The organism is Micrococcus sp. 2A (assembly GCF_039519235.1).
Classification (GTDB): domain Bacteria; phylum Actinomycetota; class Actinomycetes; order Actinomycetales; family Micrococcaceae; genus Micrococcus.
This window is the reverse complement of the sequence record NZ_CP154351.1, coordinates 789,605-814,553: the sequence shown is the minus strand read 5'-3', so window position 1 is coordinate 814,553 and position 24,949 is coordinate 789,605. Positions and strand designations below refer to the sequence as shown.

At 74.1% G+C, this 24,949-nt stretch carries 22 protein-coding genes; 2 read left to right on the top strand and 20 right to left on the bottom strand.

Annotation, left to right across the window (positions count from 1 at the left end):
• Window positions 1-161: 161 nt before the first annotated feature.
• The 12 genes from AAG742_RS03790 to AAG742_RS03735 all read right to left on the bottom strand — a co-directional run bounded on the left by AAG742_RS03790 (window position 162) and on the right by AAG742_RS03735 (window position 13,191).
• Window positions 162-506, bottom strand: a complete 345-nt coding sequence (locus tag AAG742_RS03790) for a YlxR family protein (protein WP_248115265.1) — start codon at window positions 504-506, stop codon at window positions 162-164.
• Between the two features lie 86 nt (window positions 507-592).
• Window positions 593-1,579 carry a transcription termination factor NusA gene (gene nusA / locus AAG742_RS03785; protein ID WP_298714698.1) on the bottom strand — a complete coding sequence of 329 codons (987 nt, stop codon included), beginning with the start codon at window positions 1,577-1,579 and terminating at the stop codon, window positions 593-595.
• The gene (locus AAG742_RS03780; RefSeq protein ID WP_298714695.1) at window positions 1,580-2,170 is read right to left on the bottom strand and encodes a ribosome assembly cofactor RimP; all 591 of its coding nucleotides are present in this window, start codon (window positions 2,168-2,170) and stop codon (window positions 1,580-1,582) included.
• A gap of 58 nt (window positions 2,171-2,228) precedes the next feature.
• A complete protein-coding gene (locus AAG742_RS03775; RefSeq protein WP_298714692.1) occupies window positions 2,229-3,020 on the bottom strand; it encodes a TSUP family transporter in 792 nt (263 codons plus the stop codon).
• 1 nt (window position 3,021) lies between these two features.
• Entirely contained in the window at window positions 3,022-4,848 is a 1,827-nt protein-coding gene (locus AAG742_RS03770) for a proline--tRNA ligase (protein ID WP_298714689.1), read from the bottom strand.
• A gap of 219 nt (window positions 4,849-5,067) precedes the next feature.
• Window positions 5,068-6,072: a GNAT family N-acetyltransferase gene (locus AAG742_RS03765; RefSeq protein WP_343282336.1), complete on the bottom strand. Its 1,005-nt coding sequence runs from the start codon at window positions 6,070-6,072 to the stop codon at window positions 5,068-5,070.
• Entirely contained in the window at window positions 6,029-7,180 is a 1,152-nt protein-coding gene (gene ispG / locus AAG742_RS03760; RefSeq protein ID WP_248115326.1) for a flavodoxin-dependent (E)-4-hydroxy-3-methylbut-2-enyl-diphosphate synthase, read from the bottom strand. The genes AAG742_RS03765 and ispG overlap by 44 nt, the downstream gene beginning before the upstream one ends.
• A gap of 138 nt (window positions 7,181-7,318) precedes the next feature.
• Window positions 7,319-8,320: a hypothetical protein gene (locus tag AAG742_RS03755; protein ID WP_298714682.1), complete on the bottom strand. Its 1,002-nt coding sequence runs from the start codon at window positions 8,318-8,320 to the stop codon at window positions 7,319-7,321.
• Window positions 8,321-8,417: 97 nt separating this feature from the next.
• Window positions 8,418-9,776, bottom strand: coding sequence for a site-2 protease family protein (locus AAG742_RS03750; protein WP_298714679.1), 1,359 nt, complete (start codon window positions 9,774-9,776; stop codon window positions 8,418-8,420).
• Window positions 9,773-11,065, bottom strand: a complete 1,293-nt coding sequence (gene dxr / locus AAG742_RS03745; RefSeq protein ID WP_298714676.1) for a 1-deoxy-D-xylulose-5-phosphate reductoisomerase — start codon at window positions 11,063-11,065, stop codon at window positions 9,773-9,775. Before dxr ends, AAG742_RS03750 begins: the two co-directional genes overlap by 4 nt.
• A gap of 135 nt (window positions 11,066-11,200) precedes the next feature.
• Window positions 11,201-12,817 carry a cation acetate symporter gene (locus tag AAG742_RS03740; RefSeq protein WP_298714673.1) on the bottom strand — a complete coding sequence of 539 codons (1,617 nt, stop codon included), beginning with the start codon at window positions 12,815-12,817 and terminating at the stop codon, window positions 11,201-11,203.
• On the bottom strand, window positions 12,814-13,191 hold the full coding sequence (locus AAG742_RS03735) for a DUF485 domain-containing protein (RefSeq protein WP_248115275.1): 378 nt from the start codon (window positions 13,189-13,191) through the stop codon (window positions 12,814-12,816). Before AAG742_RS03735 ends, AAG742_RS03740 begins: the two co-directional genes overlap by 4 nt.
• A 227-nt stretch (window positions 13,192-13,418) precedes the next feature.
• Here AAG742_RS03735 and AAG742_RS03730 point away from each other — a divergent pair, with 227 nt between their 5' ends.
• Entirely contained in the window at window positions 13,419-13,889 is a 471-nt protein-coding gene (locus AAG742_RS03730) for a GNAT family N-acetyltransferase (RefSeq protein ID WP_298714670.1), read from the top strand.
• Window positions 13,890-13,953: 64 nt separating this feature from the next.
• Here the strand turns inward: AAG742_RS03730 and AAG742_RS03725 are convergent, their stop codons facing one another.
• The 5 genes from AAG742_RS03725 to AAG742_RS03705 are packed head-to-tail and all read right to left on the bottom strand — an operon-like array spanning window position 13,954 to window position 20,363.
• Window positions 13,954-14,838 (bottom strand): CoA ester lyase, encoded by an 885-nt coding sequence (locus AAG742_RS03725; RefSeq protein ID WP_298714667.1) that lies wholly within the window; start codon window positions 14,836-14,838, stop codon window positions 13,954-13,956.
• Window positions 14,835-15,386: a MaoC family dehydratase gene (locus AAG742_RS03720; protein WP_298714664.1), complete on the bottom strand. Its 552-nt coding sequence runs from the start codon at window positions 15,384-15,386 to the stop codon at window positions 14,835-14,837. The genes AAG742_RS03725 and AAG742_RS03720 overlap by 4 nt, the downstream gene beginning before the upstream one ends.
• A gap of 2 nt (window positions 15,387-15,388) precedes the next feature.
• Window positions 15,389-16,576, bottom strand: coding sequence for an acyl-CoA dehydrogenase family protein (locus AAG742_RS03715; protein WP_298714661.1), 1,188 nt, complete (start codon window positions 16,574-16,576; stop codon window positions 15,389-15,391).
• Window positions 16,573-18,735: a biotin carboxylase N-terminal domain-containing protein gene (locus tag AAG742_RS03710; RefSeq protein ID WP_298714659.1), complete on the bottom strand. Its 2,163-nt coding sequence runs from the start codon at window positions 18,733-18,735 to the stop codon at window positions 16,573-16,575. The genes AAG742_RS03715 and AAG742_RS03710 overlap by 4 nt, the downstream gene beginning before the upstream one ends.
• Before the next feature lie 8 nt (window positions 18,736-18,743).
• On the bottom strand, window positions 18,744-20,363 hold the full coding sequence (locus tag AAG742_RS03705) for a carboxyl transferase domain-containing protein (RefSeq protein WP_298714656.1): 1,620 nt from the start codon (window positions 20,361-20,363) through the stop codon (window positions 18,744-18,746).
• A gap of 112 nt (window positions 20,364-20,475) precedes the next feature.
• Here AAG742_RS03705 and AAG742_RS03700 point away from each other — a divergent pair, with 112 nt between their 5' ends.
• Window positions 20,476-21,138 (top strand): TetR/AcrR family transcriptional regulator, encoded by a 663-nt coding sequence (locus AAG742_RS03700; protein ID WP_298714651.1) that lies wholly within the window; start codon window positions 20,476-20,478, stop codon window positions 21,136-21,138.
• Between the two features lie 3 nt (window positions 21,139-21,141).
• Here AAG742_RS03700 and AAG742_RS03695 read toward each other — a convergent pair whose 3' ends face one another.
• Genes AAG742_RS03695 through AAG742_RS03685 form a run of 3 tightly spaced genes read right to left on the bottom strand, consistent with a single transcriptional unit; the run spans window position 21,142 to window position 24,790 of the window.
• Entirely contained in the window at window positions 21,142-22,551 is a 1,410-nt protein-coding gene (locus tag AAG742_RS03695) for a dihydrolipoamide acetyltransferase family protein (RefSeq protein WP_298714645.1), read from the bottom strand.
• Window positions 22,548-23,624: an alpha-ketoacid dehydrogenase subunit beta gene (locus tag AAG742_RS03690; RefSeq protein WP_248115284.1), complete on the bottom strand. Its 1,077-nt coding sequence runs from the start codon at window positions 23,622-23,624 to the stop codon at window positions 22,548-22,550. Before AAG742_RS03690 ends, AAG742_RS03695 begins: the two co-directional genes overlap by 4 nt.
• Window positions 23,621-24,790, bottom strand: coding sequence for a thiamine pyrophosphate-dependent enzyme (locus AAG742_RS03685; protein WP_298714642.1), 1,170 nt, complete (start codon window positions 24,788-24,790; stop codon window positions 23,621-23,623). Before AAG742_RS03685 ends, AAG742_RS03690 begins: the two co-directional genes overlap by 4 nt.
• Between the last annotated feature and the right edge of the window lie 159 nt (window positions 24,791-24,949).

Sequence of the window (24,949 nt, the reverse complement as noted above, 5' to 3'; positions counted from 1 at the left end):
CAGGGGAGCCGGGGGGCTTCCGATTCAGCGCGGCGCGAGACCGTTGACGTTTGTCCAGGCCGCACGGGACACCTCGAGGGTGCGCGCGCCGCGGCCTGCCTGATAGCAGGGGGTGAAGTTCATCGTTGGGCACTCATGCTTCAGTGCTCATCGGGTACGCATCAGATCTCTGACCCGCCTTCATCTGTCGTGTCTGCAGCCGGTGCGGCGTTCCGCGTCCGCGCGGCGCTCGGGGATCCCTCGCCGGGACCGCCCGCCTCGCGTGTGAGCCCGTCGGCGTCCACGGCGGCCCTGAAGGCCCGGTGGAACGCCCGACGGCGCACGGCGAGGAGGAGGCAGTCCGGCCCGGGGTGCACCCAGGCACCGCGTCCGGGACGTCGACGACTCCGGTCCCAGACGACGGTGGGGGGTTCCGTCGCGGGGTCCAGTGCCACGCGCACCAGCTCTTCCTGGTCCGCCCTCGCCCGGCATCCGATGCAGGTCCGCACGACCGTCTGGGACGTCATGCGGTCTCCTCACACGGTGTCGGAACGAGAATGGACCTCATCCATCCTAGCGCGTCCCGGCCGGGATCTCCTCTCGGGCCCGGGCATCAGTGCCCGGGCGCCTGCGCCGCGGCGCCGTCGCCGACGATGTCGATGCGCCAGCCGGTGAGCTTCGCGGCGAGGCGGGCGTTCTGGCCCTCCTTGCCGATCGCGAGGGAGAGCTGGTGCTGCGGCACCACCACGCGCGCGGAGTGCTGGTCGGCGTCCACGATCTCCACGGAGACCGTCTGGGCCGGGGAGAGGGCGTGGGCGATCATCGCGGCCGGGTCGTCCGAGTGCTCCACGATGTCGATCTTCTCGTCGCCGAGCTCGGTCATGACGGCGCGCACGCGCGAGCCCATCTCCCCGATCGCGGCGCCCTTGGCGTTGATGCCCGCCCGGGTGGCCTTGACCGCCATCTTGGTGCGGTGGCCGGCCTCGCGGGCCAGGGCCGTGATCTCCACCGAGCCGTCGGCGATCTCGGGGACCTCGAGCTCGAAGAGGCGCCGCACGAGGTTCGGGTGCGAGCGGGAGACGGTCACGGACGGGCCCTTGCTGCCGCGGTTCGCGGAGACCACGTAGGTGCGCAGGCGGCGGCCATGGGGGTACTGCTCCCCCGGCACCTGCTCGGGCGGCGGGAGCACGGCCTCGAGGGTGCCCAGGTTCACCTGGATCATCTGGCGGTTGTTGCCCTGCTGGACGACGCCGGAGACGAGCTCTCCCTCCTTCTCCTTGAAGTCGCCCAGCACCTTGTCGTCGTCCGCCTCGCGCAGGCGCTGCAGGATGACCTGGCGTGCGGTGGACGCCGCGACCCGGCCGAAGCCGTTGGGGGTGTCGTCGAACTCGCCGACGGCCGCGCCCTCCTCGTCCAGCTCCGTGGCCCAGATGGTCACGTGGCCGCTCGCGCGGTCCAGCTCCGCGCGGGCGCGCTTCAGGGCGCCCGGGGTCCGCTGGTACGCCATGAGCAGGGCCTGCTCGATGGTGGGGACGAGCCGGTCCAGCGGGATGTCCCGCTCGGCCACCAGCATGCGCAGCGCGCTCATGTCGATATCCACTTATGCCTCCGTGTGCTCTGCCGTGTGCTCGGCCCGGTCCGGGGACTCGCCGGGCTCGCGGGCGGTGCCCCACTCTACCTGCACCACGGCCGGCCCCAGTCGGTCCATCCCCACCCGCTCGGCCGGCAGCTCCTTGGCGGGCATGCCCTTCTTGGCGCCGGGGCGGACCACGACGAGCTCGACGTCGTGCTCCCCGACGTCTGTGAGGCGCGCGGTGATCGGCTCGGCCCCGTCCACGGACACGCTCACGAGGCGGCCCACGTTGCGCTCGAAGTGGCGCGGCTGCGTGAGCGGGCGATCGACGCCGGCCGTGGTGACCTCGAGCATGTACTCGCCGGCGCCCACACCCGGGACCTCGTCCCCGGCGGCGTCCAGCGCGGCGGAGACGCGGGCGCTCAGGGCGGCCACCTCGTCCAGGCTCAGGCCCTCGGGTCCGGCGGCGCGGTCCAGGACGACCTCCACGGTCGGGGTGGCGGCGGCGCCGGCCACGCGCACCTCCTCCACCACGACGCCGGCGTCGGCCACGGCGTCCTCGACCATCGCCGTCAGCGCGGCGCTCTCGGGACGGTCGGTGGTCTCCTGCGGGTCCATGCGGGGCTCCTGAGGGGTCGGGGGCGGGCAGGGCCAGCGTACCGCCGCGGCCGGCGCCTCACCCCACGAGCGGGGCCAGGGTGTCCGCGCCCACCTTCACGATCAGCGCGGAGACGACCGCGAGGAAGACCACCCGGATGAACCCAGTCCCCCGCGCGATCGCCATGCGCGCGCCCACGTAGCCGCCCGCGAGGTTGGCCGCGCCGAGGAGGAGGCCCAGGCCGAGCACCGCGTGGCCCGCGGGCAGGAAGAACGCCAGGGCGCCGAGGTTGGTGGCCAGGTTGACCACCTTGGCCTGGGCCGAGGCCTGCAGGAAGTCGTGTCCGAGCAGCGCCACCAGTCCCAGGATGAGGAAGGTCCCCGTGCCGGGCCCGATCATCCCGTCGTAGAAGCCGACCGCCCCGCCGAGGGCCAGGGCCCGCGTCAGGTGGGCCGCCCCCGTGTGCTTGAGGGCGGCGACCCGGCCCAGCTGCGGTCGGGTCGCGGTGACGATCCACACCGTCACGAGCGCCGCGAGGATCACGGGCCGGATCACCCCCGTGGGGAGCAGCGTGGCCACGACCGCCCCGCTGAGGGAGGTCGCGAAGGCCAGCGCGGCCATGGGCAGCGCCGTGCGCAGGTCCGAGCCGAGCCGGCGCCGGTAGGTGATCGCCGACGTCGCGGTGCCGAACACGGAGCCCAGCTTGTTGGTGGCCAGGGCCTGCACGGGCGTGAGGCCCGGCACCAGCAGCATGACGGGCAGCTGCAGCAGCCCGCCCCCGCCGACGACGGCGTCCACCCAGCCGGCGGCGAAGCCCGCGGCCAGGAGCAGCAGCACCAGGCCCGTCGTCAACTCGACGGCGCCGAACATCTCAGCGCCCGTGACGCACCTCGGCCACGACCTCGGCGACCGCGTCGGCCACCGGCACGGTGCGGGCCTCCCCCGTGGCACGGTCCTTGAGCTCGAGCTCGCCGTCGGCCAGGCCGCGGCCGATCACCACGGCGGTCGGCACGCCGATCAGCTCGGCGTCCTTGAACTTCACGCCGGGGCTCACCTTGGCGCGGTCGTCCACGATCACGGTGAGACCGTGGGCCTCGAGGCCCTCGGCCAGGTCCAGGGCGGCGGCGACGCCGTCCTCCCCCTTGGTCGCCACGACCACGTGCACGTCGGCCGGGGCGACCGCGCGCGGCCACGCGAGGCCCTTGTCGTCGCGGTAGCGCTCGGCGATCGCGGCGACGGCGCGGGTCACGCCGATGCCGTAGGAGCCCATGGTCACCACGACCTGCTTGCCGTTGACGTCGAGGACCTTCAGGTCGAGGGCCTCGGCGTACTTGCGACCCAGCTGGAAGATGTGCCCCATCTCCATGCCGCGGCGGGAGTGGAGCGGGCCGGAGCCGTCCGGGGCGGCGTCGCCCTCGCGCACGACGGTGGCCTCGAGGACCGCGTCCCATCGGAAGTCGCGGCCGGCGACGACGCCGAAGGCGTGGCGCTGGTCCGCGTTGGCGCCGGTCACCCAGGCGGTCCCGGGGGCGACGCGCGGGTCCACGAACAGGGGCAGGCCGGACACCGAGCCCTCGGCGCCGAGCACGGGGGTGCCCTCGATCTCGCCGGCCCCGGCCGGGCCGATGTAGCCCTTGACGAGGGAGGGGTGGCGCTTGAGGTCCTCAGCCGTGGCGGCCTCGACCGTGGGCTCCCCGACGACCCCGAGGGCCGGGCCGACGGACGCCTCGAGCCGCTTGACGTCGACCTCTCGGTCGCCGGGGACGGCGACGACGAACTGGCGGCGCTCGCCGCCGTCGACCACGGCGGTGAGCACGACGCACTTGAGGGTGTCCGCGGCCTCCCACGGGCGGTCGGCCCGCGGGGCCAGGTCGTTGGCGACGTCCACGAGCGCCGCGATGGTCGTGGAGTCCGGGGTCTCCTTGACCTCGGCCGCCGGCAGCGTGGCCATCGCGGCCTCGTCGAGGGGCTCGGGGGCCACGGTGGTGACGGCCTCGACGTTGGCGCGGTAGCCGCCGTCGGACTCCACGAAGGTGTCCTCGCCGACCTCGGTGGGGTGCAGGAACTCCTCGGAGCGGGAGCCGCCCATGGCGCCGGAGGTGGCCTTCACCGGCACGACCTCGAGGCCGAGCCGCTCGAAGATGCGCAGGTACGCGGCGCGGTGGGCCTCGTAGGCGTCGTCGAGGCCGGCGTCGTCCACCGTGAAGGAGTAGGAGTCCTTCATGACGAACTCGCGGCCGCGCAGCAGGCCGGCGCGCGGGCGGGCCTCGTCCCGGTACTTCGTCTGGATCTGGTACAGGTACGCCGGCAGGTCCTTGTAGGACGAGTAGAGGTCCTTGACGAGGAGGGTGAACATCTCCTCGTGCGTGGGGGCCAGCAGGTAGTCGGCACCCTTGCGGTCCTGGAGGCGGAACAGGCCGTCCCCGTACTCCTCCCACCGGCCGGAGGCCTCGTAGGGCTCGCGCGGCAGCAGCGCGGGGAAGTGCACCTCCTGGGCGCCGATGGCGTCCATCTCCTCGCGCACGACCGCCTCCACGCGGCGCAGCACGCGCAGGCCCAGGGGCAGCCACGTGTAGATGCCGGGGGCGGCGCGGCGGATCATTCCGGCCCGCACGAGCAGCTGGTGGCTCGCCACCTCGGCGTCGGCCGGGGCATCGCGCAGGGTCCGCAGGAACAGGGTGGACATGCGCAGAGGCATGGGAGGACTCCTTCAGGGGCAGCGCGCGAGCACGGGTCGGTGGACGCCGGCCGGTGCGTCGGGGGCGTCGTCGACGTCGATCCTAGCGGCCGGCCCGGCCATGTCCGGCTGCGTCCTCGGTGCCCGGGCACAGGAGGTCCGCCGCCGAGGGATCCGCGGCCGACCCGGCGGTGCACCCCAGGGGCGGATCGGACGCGGAACCAGACCCGCGCACCCCCGTCAGTAGAGCACCGTGGCGAACGTGCCCACGCGCTCGAACCCGACGCGCGCGTACGTGCGCAGCGCGGCGGTGTTGTACGCGTTCACGTAGAGGCTGACCACGGGCGCGTGACGCCGTGCCAGCCCCACGACGGCGGCCATCGCCCCGGCCGCGAGCCCGCGCCCGCGGTGCTCCGGGTGCATCCAGACCCCCTGGATCTGGGCGCACCGGGAGGAGAGCACGCCCACGTCCGCCTTGAAGCGCAGCGGGGGGCGGGCGCCGACGCCCGGCGTCGGGGCGTCCGGTGCCGGGACGCCCGGCGTCGGGGCGTCTCCGGGGACGATGAACACGCGGCCGGACGCGATGAGCCCCCGCACGCGCTCGCGGTACTGCTGCGCGCCGCCGAGGAACGGGGAGAAGCCGAGCTCCTCCTCGAACATGGCCGCGCTGGCCGGCAGCACCCGGTCATAGTCCCGCGGCCCTGCCGGGACCACGTCCGGGAGCGGCGCGACGGCGGGCCGCTCCCCCGCCACGAGGAGGGGCTGCTCCTCGCGCACGGAGCGCGGCCGGTGGCCGGCGGTCCGCAGGGCGCGGCCGATCGTCAGCACCGCGGCGGCCGGGCCGTACACGGATCCGAGGCGGCGCCGCAGGGCGACGACGGCCGCGGCGAGGGCGGCCGCGTCGTCGTCGGTCGCCGTCGACTCGGCGCGGCCGGGCGGCACCACCGGCACCACGTTCGAGCCGACCCACGCGGCGGCGCGCAGCGCGCCGGCGGGGGCTGCGGCGTCGGGGTCCTCGGGGACGCCCAGGAAGAGGGTGCCGCCCGCTCCCCCGCGCGGGCCCGCCCGGCGACCGGCCTCGAGCAGGGACTCGACGAAGACGTTCGCCACCGGGTCGCGGCGCGCGAGGGCCGCGAGTGCGGGGGTGTCGGCGTCGGTCAGAAGGCGGACCCGCCCCTGCGAGGCCTGGCGGACGGCGGCGTCAGTGGACGGAGACCACGGGGGCACCGGCGGCAGCCTGGTCACCGGAGCCCTCCTCGTGGCCCATCTCCGCGGCGATCCGGCGGGCCTCCTCGATGAGGGTGTCCACGATCTGGTCCTCGGGCACGGTCCGAATGACCTCGCCCTTGACGAAGATCTGGCCCTTGCCGTTGCCCGAGGCCACGCCGAGGTCGGCCTCCCGGGCCTCGCCCGGGCCGTTGACGACGCAGCCCATGACGGCCACGCGCAGCGGGACGGTGACGTCCTTGAGGCCTTCGGTGACCTCCTCGGCGAGCGTGTACACGTCCACCTGGGCGCGGCCGCACGAGGGGCAGGAGACGATCTCGAGCCTGCGCTCGCGGAGGTTGAGCGACTGCAGGATCTGCAGGCCGACCTTGATCTCCTCGACGGGCGGGGCGGAGAGGGACACGCGGATGGTGTCGCCGATGCCCTTGCCCAGCAGGTAGCCGAACGCGGTGGCCGACTTGATGGTGCCCTGGAAGGCGGGGCCGGCCTCGGTCACGCCGAGGTGCAGGGGCCAGTCGCCCTCCTCCGCGAGGAGCTCGTACGCGCGGGCCATGATCACCGGGTCGTTGTGCTTCACGGAGATCTTGAAGTCCTTGAATCCGTGCTCCTCGAAGAGGGACGCCTCCCACACGGCGGACTCCACGAGGGCCTCCGGCGTGGCTTTGCCGTGCTTCTGGATCAGGCGGGGGTCGAGGGAGCCGGCGTTGACGCCGATGCGCAGGGAGGTGCCGTGCTCGGCGGCCGCCTGGGCGATCTCCTTGACCTGGTCGTCGAACTTGCGGATGTTGCCCGGGTTCACGCGCACGGCGCCGCAGCCGGCCTCGATCGCGGCGAACACGTACTTCGGCTGGAAGTGGATGTCCGCGATCACGGGGATCGTGGACTGCCGCGCGATGACCTTCAGCGCGTCCGCGTCCTTGTCCGTGGGGCAGGCCACGCGCACGATGTCGCAGCCGGCAGCGGTGAGCTCCGCGATCTGCTGCAGGGTGGCGCCGATGTCGTGGGTCTTGGTGGTGGTCATGGACTGCACCGAGACCTGGTGCTTCGAGCCCACCCCCACGGAGCCCACCCGGATCTGCCGGGTCGGCCGGCGCGGGGCCAGCACGGGCGGCGGGGCGGACGGCATTCCAAGGCTGACGGGCACGGCAGCGCTCCTCACGGTTCTCGGGTCGGCGGCGAGAGGCCGTCGCTTCATCCGTCCCATCCTAGGCCCCGGTGCACGGCGGCACCGGGGCCCGGCGGGGGCGGTGAGGACGGCCGGGGATCACTGGAAGGAGACGAGCCAGGGCTTGGGGTCGTTGGCCATGGTCTGCTCCGGGGTCATCATCGGCTTGTCCTCGTCGTAGAAGTTCTTCCAGGCCATGCGGATATGGTCCGGGAGGTTCTTGCGGAGGATGCTGTACGTCTCCTTCTTGAGCTGGTGGGTGCCGTGCCCGTCCGCGTGGAGCAGGAAGGCCAGGCCCTCGCGGGCCACGATCTCCGACCGCTGCTCGATCATGGCCGAGCGGAACTGGTGCAGGACGAAGAGCTTCTCGGGGAGCCCCTCGGAGGCCACGAGGTCCGAGAGCCACGCGCTGGTCTCGTTGATCTCGGCGGCCGTCACCTGGCCGATGTCCCGCATGTGCTTCTGTCCCGGACGCAGCCGCCACTCCGGGTCCAGGGCGAGGCCGACGTGGGGCCGCTTGAGCAGGTCCTCGATGCGCTTCGCCTGGGTGGGGAAGTCCTCGAAGCCGGTCTGCAGGTCCAGGATGACGTGGATGCCGGCCGCGCCGGCGCCGTCCACCCACTCCTCGAGGCGGTCGCGCTTGACGGGCCGGGAGTACGCGCCGTCGGGGCCGGCGTCCGCCGAGGCCACCGTGGCGATCATCTCGAACGCCGGCTGGATCGGCTCCTCCGAGAACGGCTCGTAGGTCTTCGCGAGCGCCCGCACGCGCTCGATGGACGCGGGGAGGTCCTGCTCGCCCAGGACGCCGAGGGCACCGGTGCCGGGAGTGCCGTACAGGGCGACGAACCGGCGGGCCGGGAAGATCTGCCGACCGCCGCCGGGCAGCTCGCCGGACGGGGTGGGCGTGGCCGAGGACGAGTCCGCGGCGGACTCCGAGGCCGAGGCCGAGGTCGAGGCGGGGGGCGCCGACGAGCTGGCCGCCTCCTGGGAGGCGGGTGCCGAGCACCCGGCCAGGCCCGCGGCGAGGGAGCCGAGACCGAGGAGGGTGGCGCGGCGCGTCAGGGCGCTCGGAAACGGGGAGGCGTCACGAGAGGCATTCACAGCAACGATCCTAGGGGACGCCCTCCGGGCGGGCCGGGCGGGCCGGGCGGCGCCGCGGCTTCGTGCCCGGACTGTGACCTTCCGGGCCGTCCGCCCGTCAGAAGAGCCGCACGGGCTCCACGAGGTCCGCCACGATCAGCAGCAGGCCCATGGCCAGCATGGCCCCGGCCACCACGTACGTCAGGGGCATCAGCGCGGCGAGGTCGAACGGCCCGGGGTCCGGTCGCCCCCGCAGGCGGGCCCCGCCGCGGCGCAGCGCCTCGTAGAGCGCGCCCGCCACGTGCCCGCCGTCCAGCGGCAGCAGGGGGATCAGGTTGAACACCAGCAGGGCGACGTTCACCCCCGCCACGAGCGAGAGCACCATCGCGGCCTTGTCCCCGAACGAGACCTCGTCCAGCGCCGCCGCCTCCCCCGCGATCCGCCCGACCCCGACGACGGACATGGGGCCGTTCGGATCGCGCTCGGCCGGGGTGAGCACCGCGACGGCGGTGTCCCACAGCCGCTGGGGCAGCACGAGGACCACGTCCGCGACGCCGCGGATCTGCGTGCCCACCAGGCCCACCGCGTCCAGCGGCGTCCCCGTCACGGTCTCGGTCTGCGCCCCCATGCCGATGAAGCCCACCTGCTGGGTGCGGGCGGTGCCGTCCGGGGCGCGCTCCGGCTGCCCGACGGCGTCCGTCACCGGCCGCTCCGTCAGCCGCGGGGTGATCGTGGACTCGATGCGCCGCCCGTCCCGCTCCCACGCGATCGCGGTGGGCCGGCCGGCGCGCTCGCGGATGGCAGCGGCGAACGCGTCCCAGTCCTCGACGGGGACGCCGTCGAAGGCGACGACGGTGTCTCCGGGCAGCATGCCTGCCTCGTGGGCCGGCGCCACGGGGTCACCGGGCCGGCACTCCTCGGTGTCGCCCGCGGCGGCGCGCGCCTGCTGCTCCTGCGCGGGGACGACGCAGCGGAAGACCTCCGCTGCCGTCGTGCTGGGCTGCGCGGTGCCCACCGTGGTGACGAGCAGGGCGGTCAGGGCGAGCGCGATCAACAGGTTCATGGCCGGGCCGCCGAGCATGATGACGATCCGCTTCCAGACCGGCAGCGAGATGAAGGTGCGTCCCTCGTCCCCGGGCCGCAGCTCCTCGGCGGCCTGGGCCCGTGCGTCGTCGGCCAGGCGCCCCAACTGGCGGAAGAGCCCCGTGGAGGACGCGCGGGGCGCCTGCCCCGCGCGCGGCGGTGGGAGCATGCCCACCATGGAGACGTAGCCGCCGAGCGGGAGCGCCTTGATCCCGTACTCGGTCTCCCCGCGCCGCCACGAGGCGACCGTGGGGCCGAAGCCGATCATGTAGCGCGTCACGCGGACGCCGAAGAGCTTGGCGGGCACGAGGTGGCCCACTTCGTGCAGCGCGATCGAGAGGGCCAGGCCCAGGGCGACGGCGAGGACGCCGAGCACGAACCAGGCGGCGCTCATGCCCGCGCCCACCGGCCCCGGGCCGCGGCGCGGGCCCAGCCCTCGACGGCCAGGACGGCGTCGACGCTGAGGTCTCCCGGCGCGTGGCCGTGGCCGGCGGCGTCGAGGACGCGCTCGGGGGCGTAGTCGCCGAGGACGGCGCGGACCGTCTCCAGGATGCCGTCGAAGGAGAGGCACCCCTCATGGAAGGCGTCGACGGCCTCCTCGTTGGCGGCGTTGAACACGGCCATGTGCGTCGGCGAGGCGGCCGCGGCCTCCTTCGCGAGGCGCACCGCGGGGAACACCTCCTCGTCGAGGGGCTCGAAGGTCCAGGTCGCGGCGCGGGTCCAGTCGCATCCGCCCACGGCGCCGGGCACGCGGCGCGGCCAGCCGAGGCCGAGGGCGATCGGCAGGCGCATGTCCGGCGGGGAGGCCTGGGCGAGGGTGGAGCCGTCCGTGAACTCCACCATGGAGTGCACGACGGACTGCGGGTGGACCACGACGTCGATGCGGTCCAGGGCGACGTCGAAGAGCAGGTGCGCCTCGATCACCTCGAGGGCCTTGTTCACGAGCGAGGCGGAGTTGGTGGTGACCACGCGGCCCATGTCCCACGTGGGGTGGGCGAGGGCCTGCGCGGGCGTGACCGCGCGCAGCTGCTCCCGGGTGCAGCCCCGGAACGGACCGCCCGAGGCGGTCAGGACCAGGCGGGCGACCTCGTCCGCCGTGCCGCCGCGGAGCGCCTGGGCCAGCGCGGAGTGCTCGGAGTCCACGGGGACGAGCTGGCCGGGCGCCGCGGCGGCCTTGACGAGCGCGCCCCCCACGATGAGCGACTCCTTGTTCGCCAGGGCGAGGCGGTGGCCCGCCTCGAGGGCCGCGAGCGTGGGGCGCAGGCCGATCGAGCCGGTGATGCCGTTGAGCACGGTGTCCGCGCCGGTCCAGGCCGCGATGCGGGTGGCCGCCTCGGGGCCCGTGAAGAGCTCGGCGTCGGGAGCCGGGCGGCCGAGGCGTGCGGCGGCCGCCGCGATCGCCGCGCGCAGCTCCTCCGCGCCCGCCGTGGCGGAGCCCACCGCCTCGACGCCGTGGCGCACGGCCTGCTCGGCCAGGAGGGCGGTGTTGGAGCCGCCCGCGAGCGCGACGGCCCGGAACCGCTCGGGGTCCTGCTCGATGACGTCCAGGCCCTGGGTCCCGATCGAGCCGGTCGAGCCGAGGAGGGCGACGCGGCGGGGGGCGCCGTCGCCTCCGCCGGAGGGGTCGTCGGCGCGGACGCCGGGGGCCGGGAGGGTGTAGTCGGCGAGGGATCCGTGGGTCACCGGGCCATCATGCCAGCGGCGGCTGGGAGGAGGGCGGGACGGTGGAGTGCCGGGATGCCGGGGACGACGACGGCGGGACCGCACCCGTGAAGGTGCGGCCCCGCCGTCGTCAGGGGTGGGCGGATGCCCGCGGCGTCAGTGGCTCACGGCCTTCTCGGCGCCGATGCCGGTGAGGGAGCGGACCTCCATCTCGGCCTGCTTGCCCGGGTCCTCGGCGCGCGAAGACGTCACGGAGCCGAGCCAGCCGAGGAAGAAGGCCAGCGGGATCGAGACGACGCCCGGGTTCTTCAGCGGGAAGAGCACGAAGTCCGCGCTCGGGATCATGGCGGCCGGGTTGCCGGACATGACCGGGGAGAACACGATCAGGACGATCGCGGAGAGCAGGCCGCCGTACATGGACCAGAGGGCGCCGCGCGTGGTGAAGCCCTTCCAGAACAGGGAGTACAGGATGGTCGGGAGGTTCGCCGAGGCGGCCACGGCGAAGGCGAGCGCCACGAGGAACGCGACGTTCTGGCCCTGGGCGCCGATGCCGCCGAGGATGGCGAGGATGCCGATGACCACCACGGTGATCTTGCCGATGCGCACCTCATCCTCCGAGGACAGGGGCTTCTTCGCGATCACGGGGCCCCACACGTCGTGCGTGAAGGACGCCGCCGCCGTGAGGGCGAGGCCGGCGACTACCGCGAGGATCGTCGCGAAGGCGACCGCCGAGATCAGCCCGAGCAGGATCGACCCGCCGAGCTCGAACGCCAGCAGCGGGGCCGCCGAGTTCACGCCGCCGGGGGCGGCGAGGATGCGCTCGGGGCCGATCAGTGCACCGGCGCCGTAGCCCAGCACCAGGGTGAAGAGGTAGAAGGCGCCGATGAGCACGATCGCCCACACCACCGACTTGCGGGCCTCCTTGGCCGTGGGCACGGTGTAGAAGCGCATCAGGACGTGCGGCAGGCCGGCGGTGCCGAGGACGAGCGCGAGGCCCAGGGAGACGAAGTCCAGGCGCGTGGTGAAGTCCTTGCCGTACTGCAGGCCCGGCTCGAGGATGGCCTCACCCTTGGGGTTGAGCTCGACGGCCCGGCCGAGCATCGCGTTGAAGTCGAAGCCGAAGAGGGCGAGCGCCCACACGGTCATGACGCCCGCGCCGAGGATGAGCAGGATCGCCTTGATGATCTGGACGTAGGTGGTGCCCTTCATGCCGCCGATGAGGACATAGGCGATCATGAGCACGCCCACGATCACGATCACGAGCGCCTGGCCGCCCCTGTCCGTGATGTTGAGCAGCAGGGCGACGAGGCCGCCCGCGCCGGCCATCTGGGCCAGGAGGTAGAAGAGGCAGACGGCCATGGTGCCGAAGGCGGCGGCGATGCGCACCGGCTTCTGGCGCAGGCGGAACGAGAGCACGTCGGCCATCGTGAACTTGCCTGTGTTGCGCAGCAGCTCCGCCACGAGGAGCAGGGCGACGAGCCACGCCACGAGGAAGCCGATCGAGTACAGGAAGCCGTCGTAGCCGTAGAGGGCGATCGCGCCGACGATGCCGAGGAACGAGGCCGCCGAGAGATAGTCGCCCGCGATGGCGGTGCCGTTCTGGGTGCCGGAGAAGCCTCGGCCTCCCGCGTAGAAGTCCGCCGAGGAGCCCGAGGTCTTGGAGGCCCGGATCACGACGACGAGGGTGACGACGACGAACGCCGCGAAGATGCCGATGTTGACCATCGGGTTGCCGACGGCCTCCGCGGCCAGGAGGGGGGCGAGGGTGCTCATCGGATCTCCTCCGTGGGGTCGGCCGCGTGGGAGCCCGCCTCGCGCTCGAGGCGCTCGCGCAGCGCCGTGGAGCGCGGGTCGAGGGTGCGGTTGGCGAAGCGGACGTACGCCGCCGTGATGGCGAACGTGGTGACGAACTGCAGCAGGCCGAGGACCAGGCCCAGCGTGATGTTGTCGTGGAGGCGGATGGCCATGACCTGCGGGAAGAACGCCCCCAGGATGACGAACAGCAGATACCAGACGAAGAACGCGACCGTCATGGGGAACGCGAACGAGCGGTACGTGCGGCGCAGCTCCGTGAACTCCTCGGACTGCTGGGCCGCGCGGAACTGCTCGGGGGTCGGCGCCGGTGGCGCGACGGAGTGGGGTGACATGGGTGCTCCCTCAGGGGGCGGGCGTCCGGCCGCAGAGCGGGCGGAGCGGTGTGTGATGGCGCTCACATCCTTTCCCGCGAATGCTCCGCGCGTCAACCACTTTGTATACATACGCCAGTGCGTGACCGATTGTGACGACGGCCCCTGCCACTCCCCCGGTGATAGCGTTGCCGAAAGACTGCGGGCGGCCGCCGCCGCCCGCCCGCTCACCCGAGAGGTCCACCGCCGTGCCCCTTCGTGACGTCCGCCCCGAGGACCTGGACGAGTTCTTCGTGCACCAGCAGGACGAGGACGCGAACCAGATGTCCGGAATCGCCCCCCGCAGCCCTGCCGACCGCGGGGTCTTCGACCATCACTGGGGCACCCTGCTGCGCGACCCCCGCGTCCAGGTGCACACCATCGAGCACGAGGGCCGCGCCGTGGGCGCGCTGATCTGCTCCGAGCAGGACGACGCCGCCGAGCTCTCCTTCTGGACGGCGCAGGAGTTCTGGGGCCTCGGGCTGACCACCTCGGCCGTGGACGAGTTCCTGCGCGGGTACCCGCACCGCCCCGTGCGGGCCCACGTGGCCGAGGACAACGCGGGCACCGTCAAGGTCCTCTCCCGCCGGGGGTTCGAGGTGGTGGGCGAGGAGAAGGTCTTCTCCAATGCCCGCGCCGCCGTCATCACCGAGCTCGTCATGGAGCTCGGCGCGGACTGAGGCCGGCTGGAACGCGACGGCGCCGCGGAATGCCTCCCGCGGCGCCCTTCCTGTATACAGCCGTTCAGTCCCCCGCCGGCACCCGCCCGAGGGTCAGCCGGGCCTGGGCGAGCACCACCTCGTCCACCATGGTGCCGTCCAGCCCGAAGGCGCCGTGCGCCCCCTCGGCCGCCGCGAGCACGCGTCGGGCCCGGGCCACCGCCTCCTCGCTCGGGGCGTAGGCCTCACGCACCACGGGGGCCTGCGCCGGGTGGAGGCACACGGTGGCCGCGCACCCGAGCGCGACGGCGTCCTCGGCCTCCGCGGCGAGGCCCGCGTGATCCTGCAGGTCGAGGAACACCGCGTCCCACGCCGCCGTGCCGTGCGCGGCGGCGGCGAGCAGCACGGTCGCTCGTGCGTGCCGGACGACGGGGCGGTAGGCGCCGTCGGCCGTGCGCGAGGACGTGCCGCCCATGGACGCCACGAGGTCCTCCGCGCCCCACATCAGCGCGCCCACGTGGGGGTGCGCCGCGAGGGCGGGCGCGGCGAGGATGCCCGCCGCGGTCTCGCACAGGGCCACGACGCGCACGTCCTCCCCCAGCGCCGCCACGAGGCCGTCCACCTGCGCGGCGGACTCCGCCTTGGCGAGCATGAGCGTGCGCCACCCGGTCTCCGCGAGCATCGCCAGGTCCGCGGCGTGGTCCGGCGTGCCCGCCGGGTTCACGCGCACGACGACGCGGTCCGCGGCGAGCGGTCCGCCGTCCGTGCCGCCCGTTGCCCGGCCTTCCCAGGCAGCTCGCACGGCGTCGCGGGCGGCCGGGCGGGAGGCCGGCGTGACGGCGTCCTCGAGGTCGAGGATCACCGCGTCGGCGCGGTCGAGGGCCTTGGCGAAGCGCTCGGGTCGGTCCGCCGGCGTGAACATCACGGCCGGGCCGAGGGCCAGGGGCCCGGCCGCCGTGGGGGCGCTCATGCCCGGGTCTCCATGGAGCCCTGCTTCGCCTTCGCCTCGGCGTGGGCCGACGCCGTCCACATGAGGCAGGTGCGCTGGGCCCGCACGACGACGTCGCCGTGCTGGTTCTCCCCCGTCATCTGGAAGGTGACGATGCGCTGGCCCGGTCGCGAGGAGGACTCCCGGACCGCGGTGACCTCCGAGCGCCCGTAGAGGGTGTCCCCGTGGAACACGGGGTGCGGGAAGGCGATCTCCCCCAGCCCGAGCTGCGCCACGAGCGTGCCCTGCGTCGTCTGCCCGACGGCGAGGCCCACAAGCGTGGACAGCGTGAGCATGGAGTTCACGAGCGGCTTCCCGAAGGGCTGCGCGGCCGCGTATGCGTGGTCCAGGTGCAGCGCCTGCGGGTTCATCGTCAGCGTGGTGAAGAGGACGTTGTCCGCCTCCGTGAGCGTGCGGCCGGGCCGGTGCAGGTACACCTGGCCCACCGCGAGCTCGTCCGCGTAGCGCCCGCGCTGCTCGATGACCTCGGGCCCTGTGTTCTCCGCGCCCGGCTCGGGGGTCTCCGCCACCGTCACAGCCCCAGGTCGCGCGCGATCAGCATGAGCTGCACCTCGGTGGTGCCCTCGCCGACCTCGAGGATCTTGGAGTCGCGGTAGTGGCGGGCCACGAGGGTCTCGTTCATGAAGCCGTAGCCGCCGAACACCTGGGTGGCGTCGCGGGCGTTGTCCATGGCCGCCTCGCCGGCGATCATCTTCGCCATGGCGGCCTCGGTCTTGAACGGCTTGCCGGCCAGCATCTTCTGCGCCGCCTCGTAGTAGGCCAGGCGCGCGGCGTGGGCGCGGGCCTGCATGCGGGCGATCTTGAAGGAGACGGCCTGGAACGTGCCGATCCTCTGGCCGAACGAGGTGCGCTGCTTCGCGTAGGCGACCGACTCGTCGACGCAGCCCTGGGCCACACCCGTGGCGAGCGCGGCGATGGCGATGCGGCCCTCGTCGAGGATCTCGAGGAAGTTCGCGAAGCCGCGGCCGCGGGTGCCGAGCAGGTTCTCCTCGGGGACGCGCACGTCGGTGAAGTGCAGGGCGTGGGTGTCGGAGGAGTTCCAGCCGACCTTGTCGTACGGCTTGGCCACGGTGAAGCCCTCGGTGCCGGCGGGCACGAGGATCGTGGAGATCTCCTTCGCGGGGCGGCCGTCGGGGCCGGTCTTGCCCTCCACCGTGCCGGTCACCGCGGTGACGGTGACGAGGCTCGTGATGTCCGTGCCGGAGTTGGTGATGAACTCCTTGGCGCCGTTGATGCGCCACGTGCCGTCCTCGAGCACCGCCGTGGTCTGGGTGCCGCCGGCGTCGGAGCCCGCGCCGGGCTCGGTGAGGCCGAAGCCGGCCAGGTTCTCGCCCGCCACGAGGCTGGGCAGCCAGCGCTCCTTCTGCTCCTGGGTGCCGAACTTCAGCAGCGGCATCGCGCCGAGGGAGACGCCCGCCTCGAGGGTGATGGCCACCGACTGGTTGACGCGGCCGAGCTGCTCGAGCGCGAGGGCGAGGGCGAAGTAGTCGCCGCCCATGCCGCCGAACTCCTCGGGGAAGGGCAGGCCGAACAAGCCCATCTCGCCCATCTGCTTCACGATCTCGTACGGGAACTCGTGCCGGGCGTCGAGCTCGGCGGAGACGGGGGCCACGACCTCGTCCGCGAACTCACGGACGGTGTCGGAGAGGACCTGGTAGTCCTCCTCGAGGGCGGGCAGGGTGCGGTGCTTGGTGCTCATGCGGACTCTCCAGAGGTGGTGGGCACATCGGCGGTGCCGGGGGTGTGAGGGGTGACGGTGGCAACCAGCCCGCGCGCGGGCACGGACTCGCCGGGACGGACGTGGACGGTGACGACGCCGGCGACGCCCGCGGTGACGGGGTGCTCCATCTTCATGGCCTCGAGGACGGCCAGCTCGGCGCCGGCCTCGACGTGCTCGCCGGTGGACACGGACACCGCGACGACGGTGCCCGGCATGGGAGCCCGGGCCTCCGGGGAACCGCCGCCGGCGGGGGCACGACGCGCGGCGGCCGCGGCGCGCGACGCCGCCACGCGCTCGGCGCGGCCCAGCCGCTCGATTCGCCAGGTGTGCCCGCCGGAGTGGACCCACGCGGCGTCCGGGTCCGCGGGGTGGCGCAGAGATCGACCGCCCGCGTGCCCGGACTCCGCCCCGTCCTGCGCGGACGGCCCGTCCTCCGGGGCCACCGGCCCGGGCCCGCGCCACAGCACGGAGAGGTCCTCCCAGCGCAGAGGCAGCGCGGGGGCGGGGGCGCCCGCGGCGCGCCAGGCGTCCTGGCGGTGCCAGGCGCCGGCCGGCTGCACCCGCAGACCGGACGCGGCCAGGGTCGCCTCGTCGATCCCCTGGACCGTCAGCGCGGAGGTGAGGGCCTCCGGGGCGAAGGCGGCGCCGGCCGCGTCCCAGACCTCCGCGCGGGGGGCGGGGGCCTCCCATGCCGGTGCCTCGTCGATCAGGGAGGTCCTCAGGCGGCCGGCCCGGACGTCGTCGCGCGCCACGAGGTCCCGCAGCCACGCCAGGTTGCTCGTGACCCCGAACAGCACCGACTCCGCGAGCGCCGCCTCGAGGCGGTCCAGTGCCTGGGGGCGGTCCGCGCCGGAGGCGATCACCTTGGCGACCATGGGGTCGTAGTGACCGGTGACCTCGGGCTGGTCCGGGCCCTCGGACCGGCCGGGGGCGTCGTCCTCGGAGTCCGGCGGGAAGAGCAGGGTGTCCACGCGGACCCCCTCCCCCCGCGGCGGCTCCCACAGCAGCACGGGCCCGGCGGCGGGGAGGAACCCGTGCGCGGGGTCCTCGGCGTAGACGCGGGCCTCGGCGGCCGCCCCCTCCAGGGTGACGTCCTCCTGGCCGAAGCCCAGGTCCTGTCCGGCGGCGATCCACAGCTGCAGCTCCACGAAGTCCACGCGCTCGCCGCGCACCCGCACGACCTCCTCGGACACGGGGTGCTCCACCTGCAGACGGGTGTTCATCTCCATGAAGAAGAACTCGTCCGGGTCCTCGTCCGAGACGAGGAACTCCACGGTGCCGGCCCCCACGTAGCCCACGGACTCCGCGGCGTCCACGGCGGCCCTGCCGAGACGGGCGCGCAGCTCGGCGCCGTGCGCCAGGCCGGTGAGCAGGGGCGCGGGCGCCTCCTCGATCACCTTCTGGTGGCGGCGCTGCAGGGAGCACTCCCGCTCCCCCAGGTGCACGGTGCGCCCGTGGGTGTCCGCGAAGACCTGCACCTCGATGTGCCGCGGGGCGGTGATGAGCCGCTCGAGCAGGAGGGTGTCGTTCCCGAACGCGGAGCGCGCGGTGCGGCGGGCGGAGGCCAGCGCGGCCGGCAGCTCGTCCGCGGCGTGCACGGCCACCATCCCCTTGCCGCCGCCGCCCGCGGAGGGCTTGATCAGCAGCGGGAAGCCGACGCGCTGCGCCTCGGCCACGATCTGATCGTCGGTGAGCGTGGGGTCGGCGATGCCCGGCACCACCGGCACGTCCCGCGCCGAGACGTTCTCCTTGGCGCGGATCTTGTCCGCCATCGCGTCCAGCGACGCCACGGGCGGGCCCACGAAGACGACGCCGGCCGCCTCGAGCGCCCGGGCGAAGTCCGCGTTCTCGGAGAGGAACCCGTAGCCGGGGTGCACGGCCTGCGCCCCGGTCCGGACGGCGGCCGCCACCACCGCGTCCACGTCCAGGTAGGACTCGCGGGCGGGGGCCGGGCCGAGGCGGACGGCGAGGTCCGCCTCGCGCACGTGGCGGGCGCCGGCGTCGGCGTCGGAGAACACCGCCACGGAGCGGATGCCGAGGCGGCGCAGGGTGCGGATCACGCGCACGGCGATCTCGCCGCGGTTGGCCACGAGGACGGTGTCGAAGAGGGCGGGGCCCTCGGCGGGGGTCTGGGTCATGGCCAGGCTCACATCCGGAAGAGGCCGAAGCGGGCGTCCGGCAGGGGGGCTCGGGAGATGACGTCGAGGGCCATGGCGAGCACGCGGCGGGTCTGTTCGGGGGTGATGATGCCGTCGTCCCACAGGCGGGCCGTGGAGTAGAGGGGGCTGCCCTGCTCGTCGTACTGCTGCCGCACGGGGGCCTGGAAGGCCTCGACCTCCTCGGCGGTCATCGGCTCCTCCCCCTTCGCGGCGCGCTGGTCCTGCTTGACCTGGGTCAGCACGGCGGAGGCCTGCGGCCCGCCCATCACGGAGATGCGGGCGTTGGGCCACATCCAGAGGAACCGCGGGGAGTAGGCGCGGCCGCACATCGCATAGTTGCCGGCGCCGAACGAGCCGCCGATCACCACGGTCAGCTTGGGCACGCGACACGTGGCGACGGCGGTGACCATCTTCGCGCCGTCGCGGGCGATGCCGCCGGCCTCCGCGTCCCGGCCCACCATGAAGCCGGAGATGTTCTGGAGGAACAGCAGCGGGATGCCGCGCTGGTCGCACAGCTCGATGAAGTGCGCGCCCTTGCGGGCCGAGTCGCCGAAGAGGATGCCGTTGTTGGCCAGGATGCCCACGGGGTGGCCGTCGATGCGAGCGAAGGCGGTGACGAGCGTGGTGCCGTAGAGCGGCTTGAACTCGTGCACCGAGTCGGCGTCCACGAGGCGGTCGATCACCTCGTGCACGTCGTACGGGGCGTTGACGTCCACCGGCACGACGGAGGTCAGCTCCCCCGGGTCCTTCGCGGGCTCGAGGGAGGGGTGCACCTCCCACGCGGGGCGGGCCGGCGCGGGCAGGGTGGCCACGATGTCCCGCAGCAGCTGCATGGCGTGGACGTCGTCGTCGGCCAGGTGGTCCGCCACGCCCGAGCGCTCGGCGTGCAGGCGCCCGCCGCCGAGGTCCTCGGGGGTGACGTCCTCGCCGATCGCGGCCTTCACGAGGGGCGGGCCTCCGAGGAAGATGGTGCCCTGCTCGCGGACGATCACGGTCTCGTCGCACATGGCGGGCACGTACGCGCCGCCCGCGGTGGAGGAGCCGCACACGGCCGCGAGCTGCGGGATCCGGCGCGAGGAGAGCAGTGCCTGGTTGCGGAAGATCCGGCCGAAGTGCTCCCGGTCCGGGAACACCTCGTCCTGCTTCGGCAGGAACGCGCCGCCCGAGTCCACGAGGTAGAGGCAGGGCAGGTGGTTCTCGAGGGCGATCTCCTGGGCACGCAGGTGCTTCTTCACGGTCAGCGGGTAGTAGGTGCCGCCCTTCACGGTGGCGTCGTTGCCCACCACCATCACGGCGCGGCCGTGGACCAGGCCGATGCCCGCCACGACGCCGGCGGCGGCCGGGCTGTCCTCGCCGTACACGCCGTGCGCGGCGAGCGCGGCGATCTCGAGGAACGGCGAGCCCTCGTCGAGGAGCGCGTCGATGCGGTCCCGCACCAGGAGCTTGCCGCGGCCGGTGTGCCGCGCGCGGGCGGACTCGGAGCCGCCGAGCGCGGTGCGGGCGACGAGCTCGGCGAGCTCCGCCTCGAGGCGGGCATGGCCGGCGGCGTGGCGCTCGGCGGCGCTGGCGGGCGCGGCCGATGCCTCCGCGGTGGGACCGGCGGTCATGAGACCCCTTCCAGTGAATGATCACTAACTGAACCTGTCCCCAGTGTAGTGATCAGGATCACGGGCGCAAACGCCGTCACGGCCCCGTCGGGCTCGCCCTAGAGTGGCAGGCATGCCCTCCGCAGCACCCTCCGCCGCACCCTCCGCCGAGACCCCGGGCGCGGCCCCGCCCCGCGCCGACGCACCCGCCCCCACGGCCCGTCTGGCCGCGAAGGCTCGGCGCCGGGCGGACCTGTTGGCCGCGGCCGCCCGACTGTTCGCGGCGAGCGGGTTCGACGCGGTGCGCCTCGAGGACATCGGCGCGGCATGCGGGATCAGCGGGCCCGCCGTCTACCGGCACTTCGCGAACAAGGCCGCCGTGCTCCGGGAGATCCTGGAGACGGCCAGCCGCGACCTCCTGGCGGGCGCGCTCGCCACGGAGGGCACGCAGGCCCCGGGCGAGACCGTGCTGCGCGCGCTCATCGCCTTCCACGCCGACTTCGCCCTGGAGAACCGGGACGTGATCCGCGTGCAGGACCGGGACCTGCGGGCGCTGCCCGCCGCCGAGCGCGCCGAGGTCACGGCCACGCAGCGCGCCTACATCGACGTGTGGGCGCGGCAGCTCACCGCGCTGCACCCCGACGACGACGCCGCCGCGGCGGTCTTCCGGGCCCAGGCGGTCCTCGGGCTGCTCAACTCGACGCCGCGCTCCGTGCGCCGCACGCCCGCGGACCGGGCCGCGCGTCGGGCGACCCTGATCGCGATGGCATGGGCCGCCGTCGCGGCCCACGCCTGAGCGTCAGACCATCGCCAGGGTCATCCCGGGCCGGCGCAGCATCGCACCGACGTCGGCGAGGAAGCGCGAGCCCTGCTCGCCGTCCACGAGGCGGTGGTCGAAGGAGAGCGAGAGCGTGACGACGTCGCGCAGCGCGATCTCCCCGCGGTGCTCCCACGGCATGCGGCGCACGGCGCCGAGGCACAGGATGGCCGCCTCCCCCGGGTTGATGATGGGGGTGCCGGTGTCCACGCCGAACACGCCGACGTTGGTGATGGTGAACGTGCCGCCCGTCAGCTCGGCCGGACCCAGCGCGCCCTCGCGCGCCGTCGACGTCAGCCCGGCGATCGCCTGGCCCAGGGCCCTGAGGTCCATGGCCTGGGCGTCCTTGACGTTGGGCACCATGAGCCCGCGGGGCGTCGCGGCGGCGAAGCCGAGGTTCACGGCGTTCTGCTGCACGATCACGCCGCGCGCCTCGTCCCAGCGCGCGTTGACGTCCGGGGTGCGCTCCATGGCCAGCAGGCAGGCTCGGGCGGTGAGCGTCATGGGGGTGAGCTTGACGTCGCGGAACGCGCGGTCGGCCTTGAGCTCGGCCAGCAGCTCGAGGGTCTCGGTCACGTCCACCTGGAGGAACTCGGTGACGTGCGGCGCGGTGAACGCCGACTGCACCATGGCCGCCGCGGTCGCCTTGCGCACGCCCTTGACGGGGACGTCCACCTCGCGCGGACGCCCGCCCAGGGTGCGCACGGAGCCGGTCGCATCGCCAGCGGACGACGGCGCGGACGACGCGGCCGCGGGCTCGGCGGCCGCAGGCTGGGCGGCCCGCAGGAACGCCTCGACGTCCTCGCGGGTGATCACCCCGCCGGCCCCCGAGCCGGTCAGGGACGTCAGGTCGACCCCGCTGCGCTTGGCGAACAGGCGCACCGGCGGGGTGCACCGGGGGCGCTCCCCCGTGCCGCGCTCGACGGCCGGGGCGATGGGCTCCGTCTCCGCGGCGAGCGCCGGCGCCTCGCCCGGGGCGTCGGGGGCCTCCTCGGGGCCGGCGACGGGGGCCGACTCGACCGCGGTGGACGGACCCGCACCGCGGCGGACGCGCCGACCCGGCTTGCCGGCGTCGGGCGCGGCGCCGTAGCCCACGAGCGTGGGCACCCGGCCGCCGTCGCCGACGGAGCCTGCGGGATCATCCCCGGCGCCCTCCACCGTGAAGGTGACGAGCGGGGCGCCCACCTCGACGGTGGCGCCCTCCTCGGCGTGCAGCTGGGCCACGACGCCGGCCAAGGGGCTCGAGACCTCGACGACGGCCTTGGCCGTCTCGACCTCGGCGAGGGTCTGATTGACGGTGACCGCGTCGCCGACGGCGACGCGCCACATGGCGATGTCGGACTCGGTCAGGCCCTCGCCCAGGTCGGGCAGGCGGAACGTCTTCTGGCTCATCGGGTCTCCTCCCCGTCGGCGCCGGCGGCGTGCGCGGCGAGGAACTGCTCTGCGGTCTGCGGGGCGGCGAACGCGTCCACGGAGTCCAGCGAGTTGGGCCGGCCCATCGCGCGGTCCACGCCGTCGAGGATGCGGTCGAGGTCCGGCAGGTGCAGGTGCTCGAGCTTGGCCGGCGGGTACGGGACGTCCATGCCGGTGACGCGCACCGGCGGAGCCTCGAGCCAGTGGAACGCGCGCTCGGCCACGGTGGCCACGAGCTCCGCGCCCAGACCGCCCGTGCGGGAGGCCTCGTGGGCCACCACGAGCCGGCCGGTGCGGCGCACCGAGGACTCCACCAGGCCCGTGTCGATCGGCGAGAGGCTGCGCAGGTCCACGACCTCCACGTCCACGCCCTCCTCGGCGGCCACCTCGGCGGCCTGCAGGGCCGTCTTCACGAGCGGTCCGTACGAGACGAGCGTGACGTCGGAGCCGGGGCGCAGGATGCGCGCGGGGCTCAGCGGCGGGACGGCGGCGTCCACGTCCACCTCGCCCTTGTCGTGGTAGCGGCGCTTGGGCTCGAGGTAGATGACCGGGTCGTCCGAGGCGATGGCGCCGCGGATCATGTCGTACCCGTCCTGCGGAGAGGACGGGGAGACCACGCGCAGGCCCGCGGTGTGCAGGAAGTACGCCTCGGGCGACTCGGAGTGGTGCTCGGGCGAGCCGATGCCGCCGCCGAAGGGGATGCGGACGGTCACCGGCATGGGCACGGCGCCCCGGGTACGGGCCCGCAGCTTGGCCAGGTTCGCCACGATCTGGTCGAAGGCCGGGTACACGAAGCCGTCGAACTGGATCTCGACGACGGGCCGGTAGCCGCGCATCGCCAGGCCCACGGCCGTGCCGACGATCCCGGACTCGGCGAGCGGGGTGTCCAGCACGCGGTCCCTGCCGAACTCCTCCTGGAGCCCGTCCGTGATCCGGAAGACACCGCCGAGCGCGCCGATGTCCTCGCCCATGAGCAGGACCTTGGGGTCCTCCGCCAGGGCCCGGTGGAGGCCGCGGTTGATCGCGCGGCCGAACGTCATGCGCTCGCTCATGCGCCTGCCTCCTCGTCGTCGAACTGGGCTAGGAACAGCCCGTGGTCCCGGTGCTGGCGCTCCAGCTCCTGGTGCGGCTCCGCGTACACCTCCGAGAACATCGTGTCCGGCCCGTCCTCCACGAGTCCCTCGAGCGCGCGGCGGACCTCCGCGGCCAGCTCGTCGGCGGCCGCCTGGGCCTCGGCGCGGATCGCGTCCACGTCCTCGCCGAGCGAGGCCAGGTGCGCCTCGACACGCGCCAGGGGGTCGCGGGCGCGCCAGGCCTCGAGCACCTCGGGGTCCTGGTAGCGCGTGGGGTCGTCCGCGGTCGTGTGCGGGCCCATGCGGTAGGTGACCGCCTCGATGAAGGTGGGGCCGCCGCCCTCGGCCGCGCGGGCCACAGCCTGGCGCGTGGCCGCCAGCACCGCGAGGACGTCGTTGCCGTCCACGCGCAGGGCGGGGATGCCGAAGCCCCACGGGCGGTCCGCGATGTTCCGACGGGCCTGCAGCCCCACGGGCTCGGAGATGGCCCAGTGGTTGTTCTGGCAGAAGAACACGACGGGCGACTGGTAGGTCGCGCTGAAGACCATGGCCTCGTTCACGTCGCCCTGGCTCGTGGCGCCGTCGCCGAAGTAGACGATCGTGGCGGCGTCGGCCTGGTCGCGCTGGACGCCCATCGCGTAGCCGACGGCGTGCAGCGCCTGGGCGCCGATGATGATCTGCTGGGTGGCCACGCCGGTGGTCTTGGGATCCCAGCCGGAGAACGTGGATCCCCGCCACACGCGCAGCAGGTCCAGGGCGGGGACGCCGCGCAGCAGGGCCACGCCGTTCTCGCGATACGAGGGGAAGACGAAGTCGTCCGCGCGCAGGGCGGCGGCCGAGCCCACCTGGGACGCCTCCTGGCCCAGCAGCGGGGGCCACAGGGCGAGTTCACCCTGGCGCTGCAGGTGGGTGGCCTCCGTGTCCAGCCGGCGCACCACGGTCATGCTGCGGAAGAGGTCCGCGAGGACGGCGGCGTCCACGTCCTCCAGCCACGGATCGAGCTCCGGCGAGGGGACGCGGGTCCCCTCGGCGTCGAGCACCTGCAGCGTCGCGCCCGCGGACGCGTGCCCGTCCTCGAGGGGGGTGTGGCCGGCGGCGGGATCGGTGGAGCCGTGCTCCACGGGGGTGGGGTGCACCAGGGTCATGAACTCAGCCTTCCATACGTCGCCCCAGGTGAGGGGCGAGGGTGGAGGCGTCCTGCGCGGCGGGGGTGGGCGGCGTCAGGGCGCGTCTGAAATGTGATTGTAGTCACATGGTGGACGCGATTTGCCATCGGCGCCCGGGACCGCCCCGCGCCGGGCGAG

Bases quoted from the DNA above. Each gene is read 5' to 3' on its own strand.
- AAG742_RS03790 (WP_248115265.1), bottom strand. From the start codon at position 506: ATGACGTCCCAGACGGTCGTGCGGACCTGCATCGGATGCCGGGCGAGG.
- AAG742_RS03780 (WP_298714695.1), bottom strand. From the start codon at position 2,170: ATGGACCCGCAGGAGACCACCGACCGTCCCGAGAGCGCCGCGCTGACG.
- AAG742_RS03775 (WP_298714692.1), bottom strand. From the start codon at position 3,020: ATGTTCGGCGCCGTCGAGTTGACGACGGGCCTGGTGCTGCTGCTCCTG.
- AAG742_RS03770 (WP_298714689.1), bottom strand. From the start codon at position 4,848: ATGCCTCTGCGCATGTCCACCCTGTTCCTGCGGACCCTGCGCGATGCC.
- ispG (WP_248115326.1), bottom strand. From the start codon at position 7,180: ATGCCGTCCGCCCCGCCGCCCGTGCTGGCCCCGCGCCGGCCGACCCGG.
- AAG742_RS03750 (WP_298714679.1), bottom strand. From the start codon at position 9,776: ATGAGCGCCGCCTGGTTCGTGCTCGGCGTCCTCGCCGTCGCCCTGGGC.
- AAG742_RS03740 (WP_298714673.1), bottom strand. From the start codon at position 12,817: ATGAGCACCCTCGCCCCCCTCCTGGCCGCGGAGGCCGTCGGCAACCCG.
- AAG742_RS03735 (WP_248115275.1), bottom strand. From the start codon at position 13,191: ATGTCACCCCACTCCGTCGCGCCACCGGCGCCGACCCCCGAGCAGTTC.
- AAG742_RS03725 (WP_298714667.1), bottom strand. From the start codon at position 14,838: ATGAGCGCCCCCACGGCGGCCGGGCCCCTGGCCCTCGGCCCGGCCGTG.
- AAG742_RS03715 (WP_298714661.1), bottom strand. From the start codon at position 16,576: ATGAGCACCAAGCACCGCACCCTGCCCGCCCTCGAGGAGGACTACCAG.
- AAG742_RS03710 (WP_298714659.1), bottom strand. From the start codon at position 18,735: ATGACCCAGACCCCCGCCGAGGGCCCCGCCCTCTTCGACACCGTCCTC.
- AAG742_RS03705 (WP_298714656.1), bottom strand. From the start codon at position 20,363: ATGACCGCCGGTCCCACCGCGGAGGCATCGGCCGCGCCCGCCAGCGCC.
- AAG742_RS03700 (WP_298714651.1), top strand. From the start codon at position 20,476: ATGCCCTCCGCAGCACCCTCCGCCGCACCCTCCGCCGAGACCCCGGGC.
- AAG742_RS03695 (WP_298714645.1), bottom strand. From the start codon at position 22,551: ATGAGCCAGAAGACGTTCCGCCTGCCCGACCTGGGCGAGGGCCTGACC.
- AAG742_RS03690 (WP_248115284.1), bottom strand. From the start codon at position 23,624: ATGAGCGAGCGCATGACGTTCGGCCGCGCGATCAACCGCGGCCTCCAC.
- AAG742_RS03685 (WP_298714642.1), bottom strand. From the start codon at position 24,790: ATGACCCTGGTGCACCCCACCCCCGTGGAGCACGGCTCCACCGATCCC.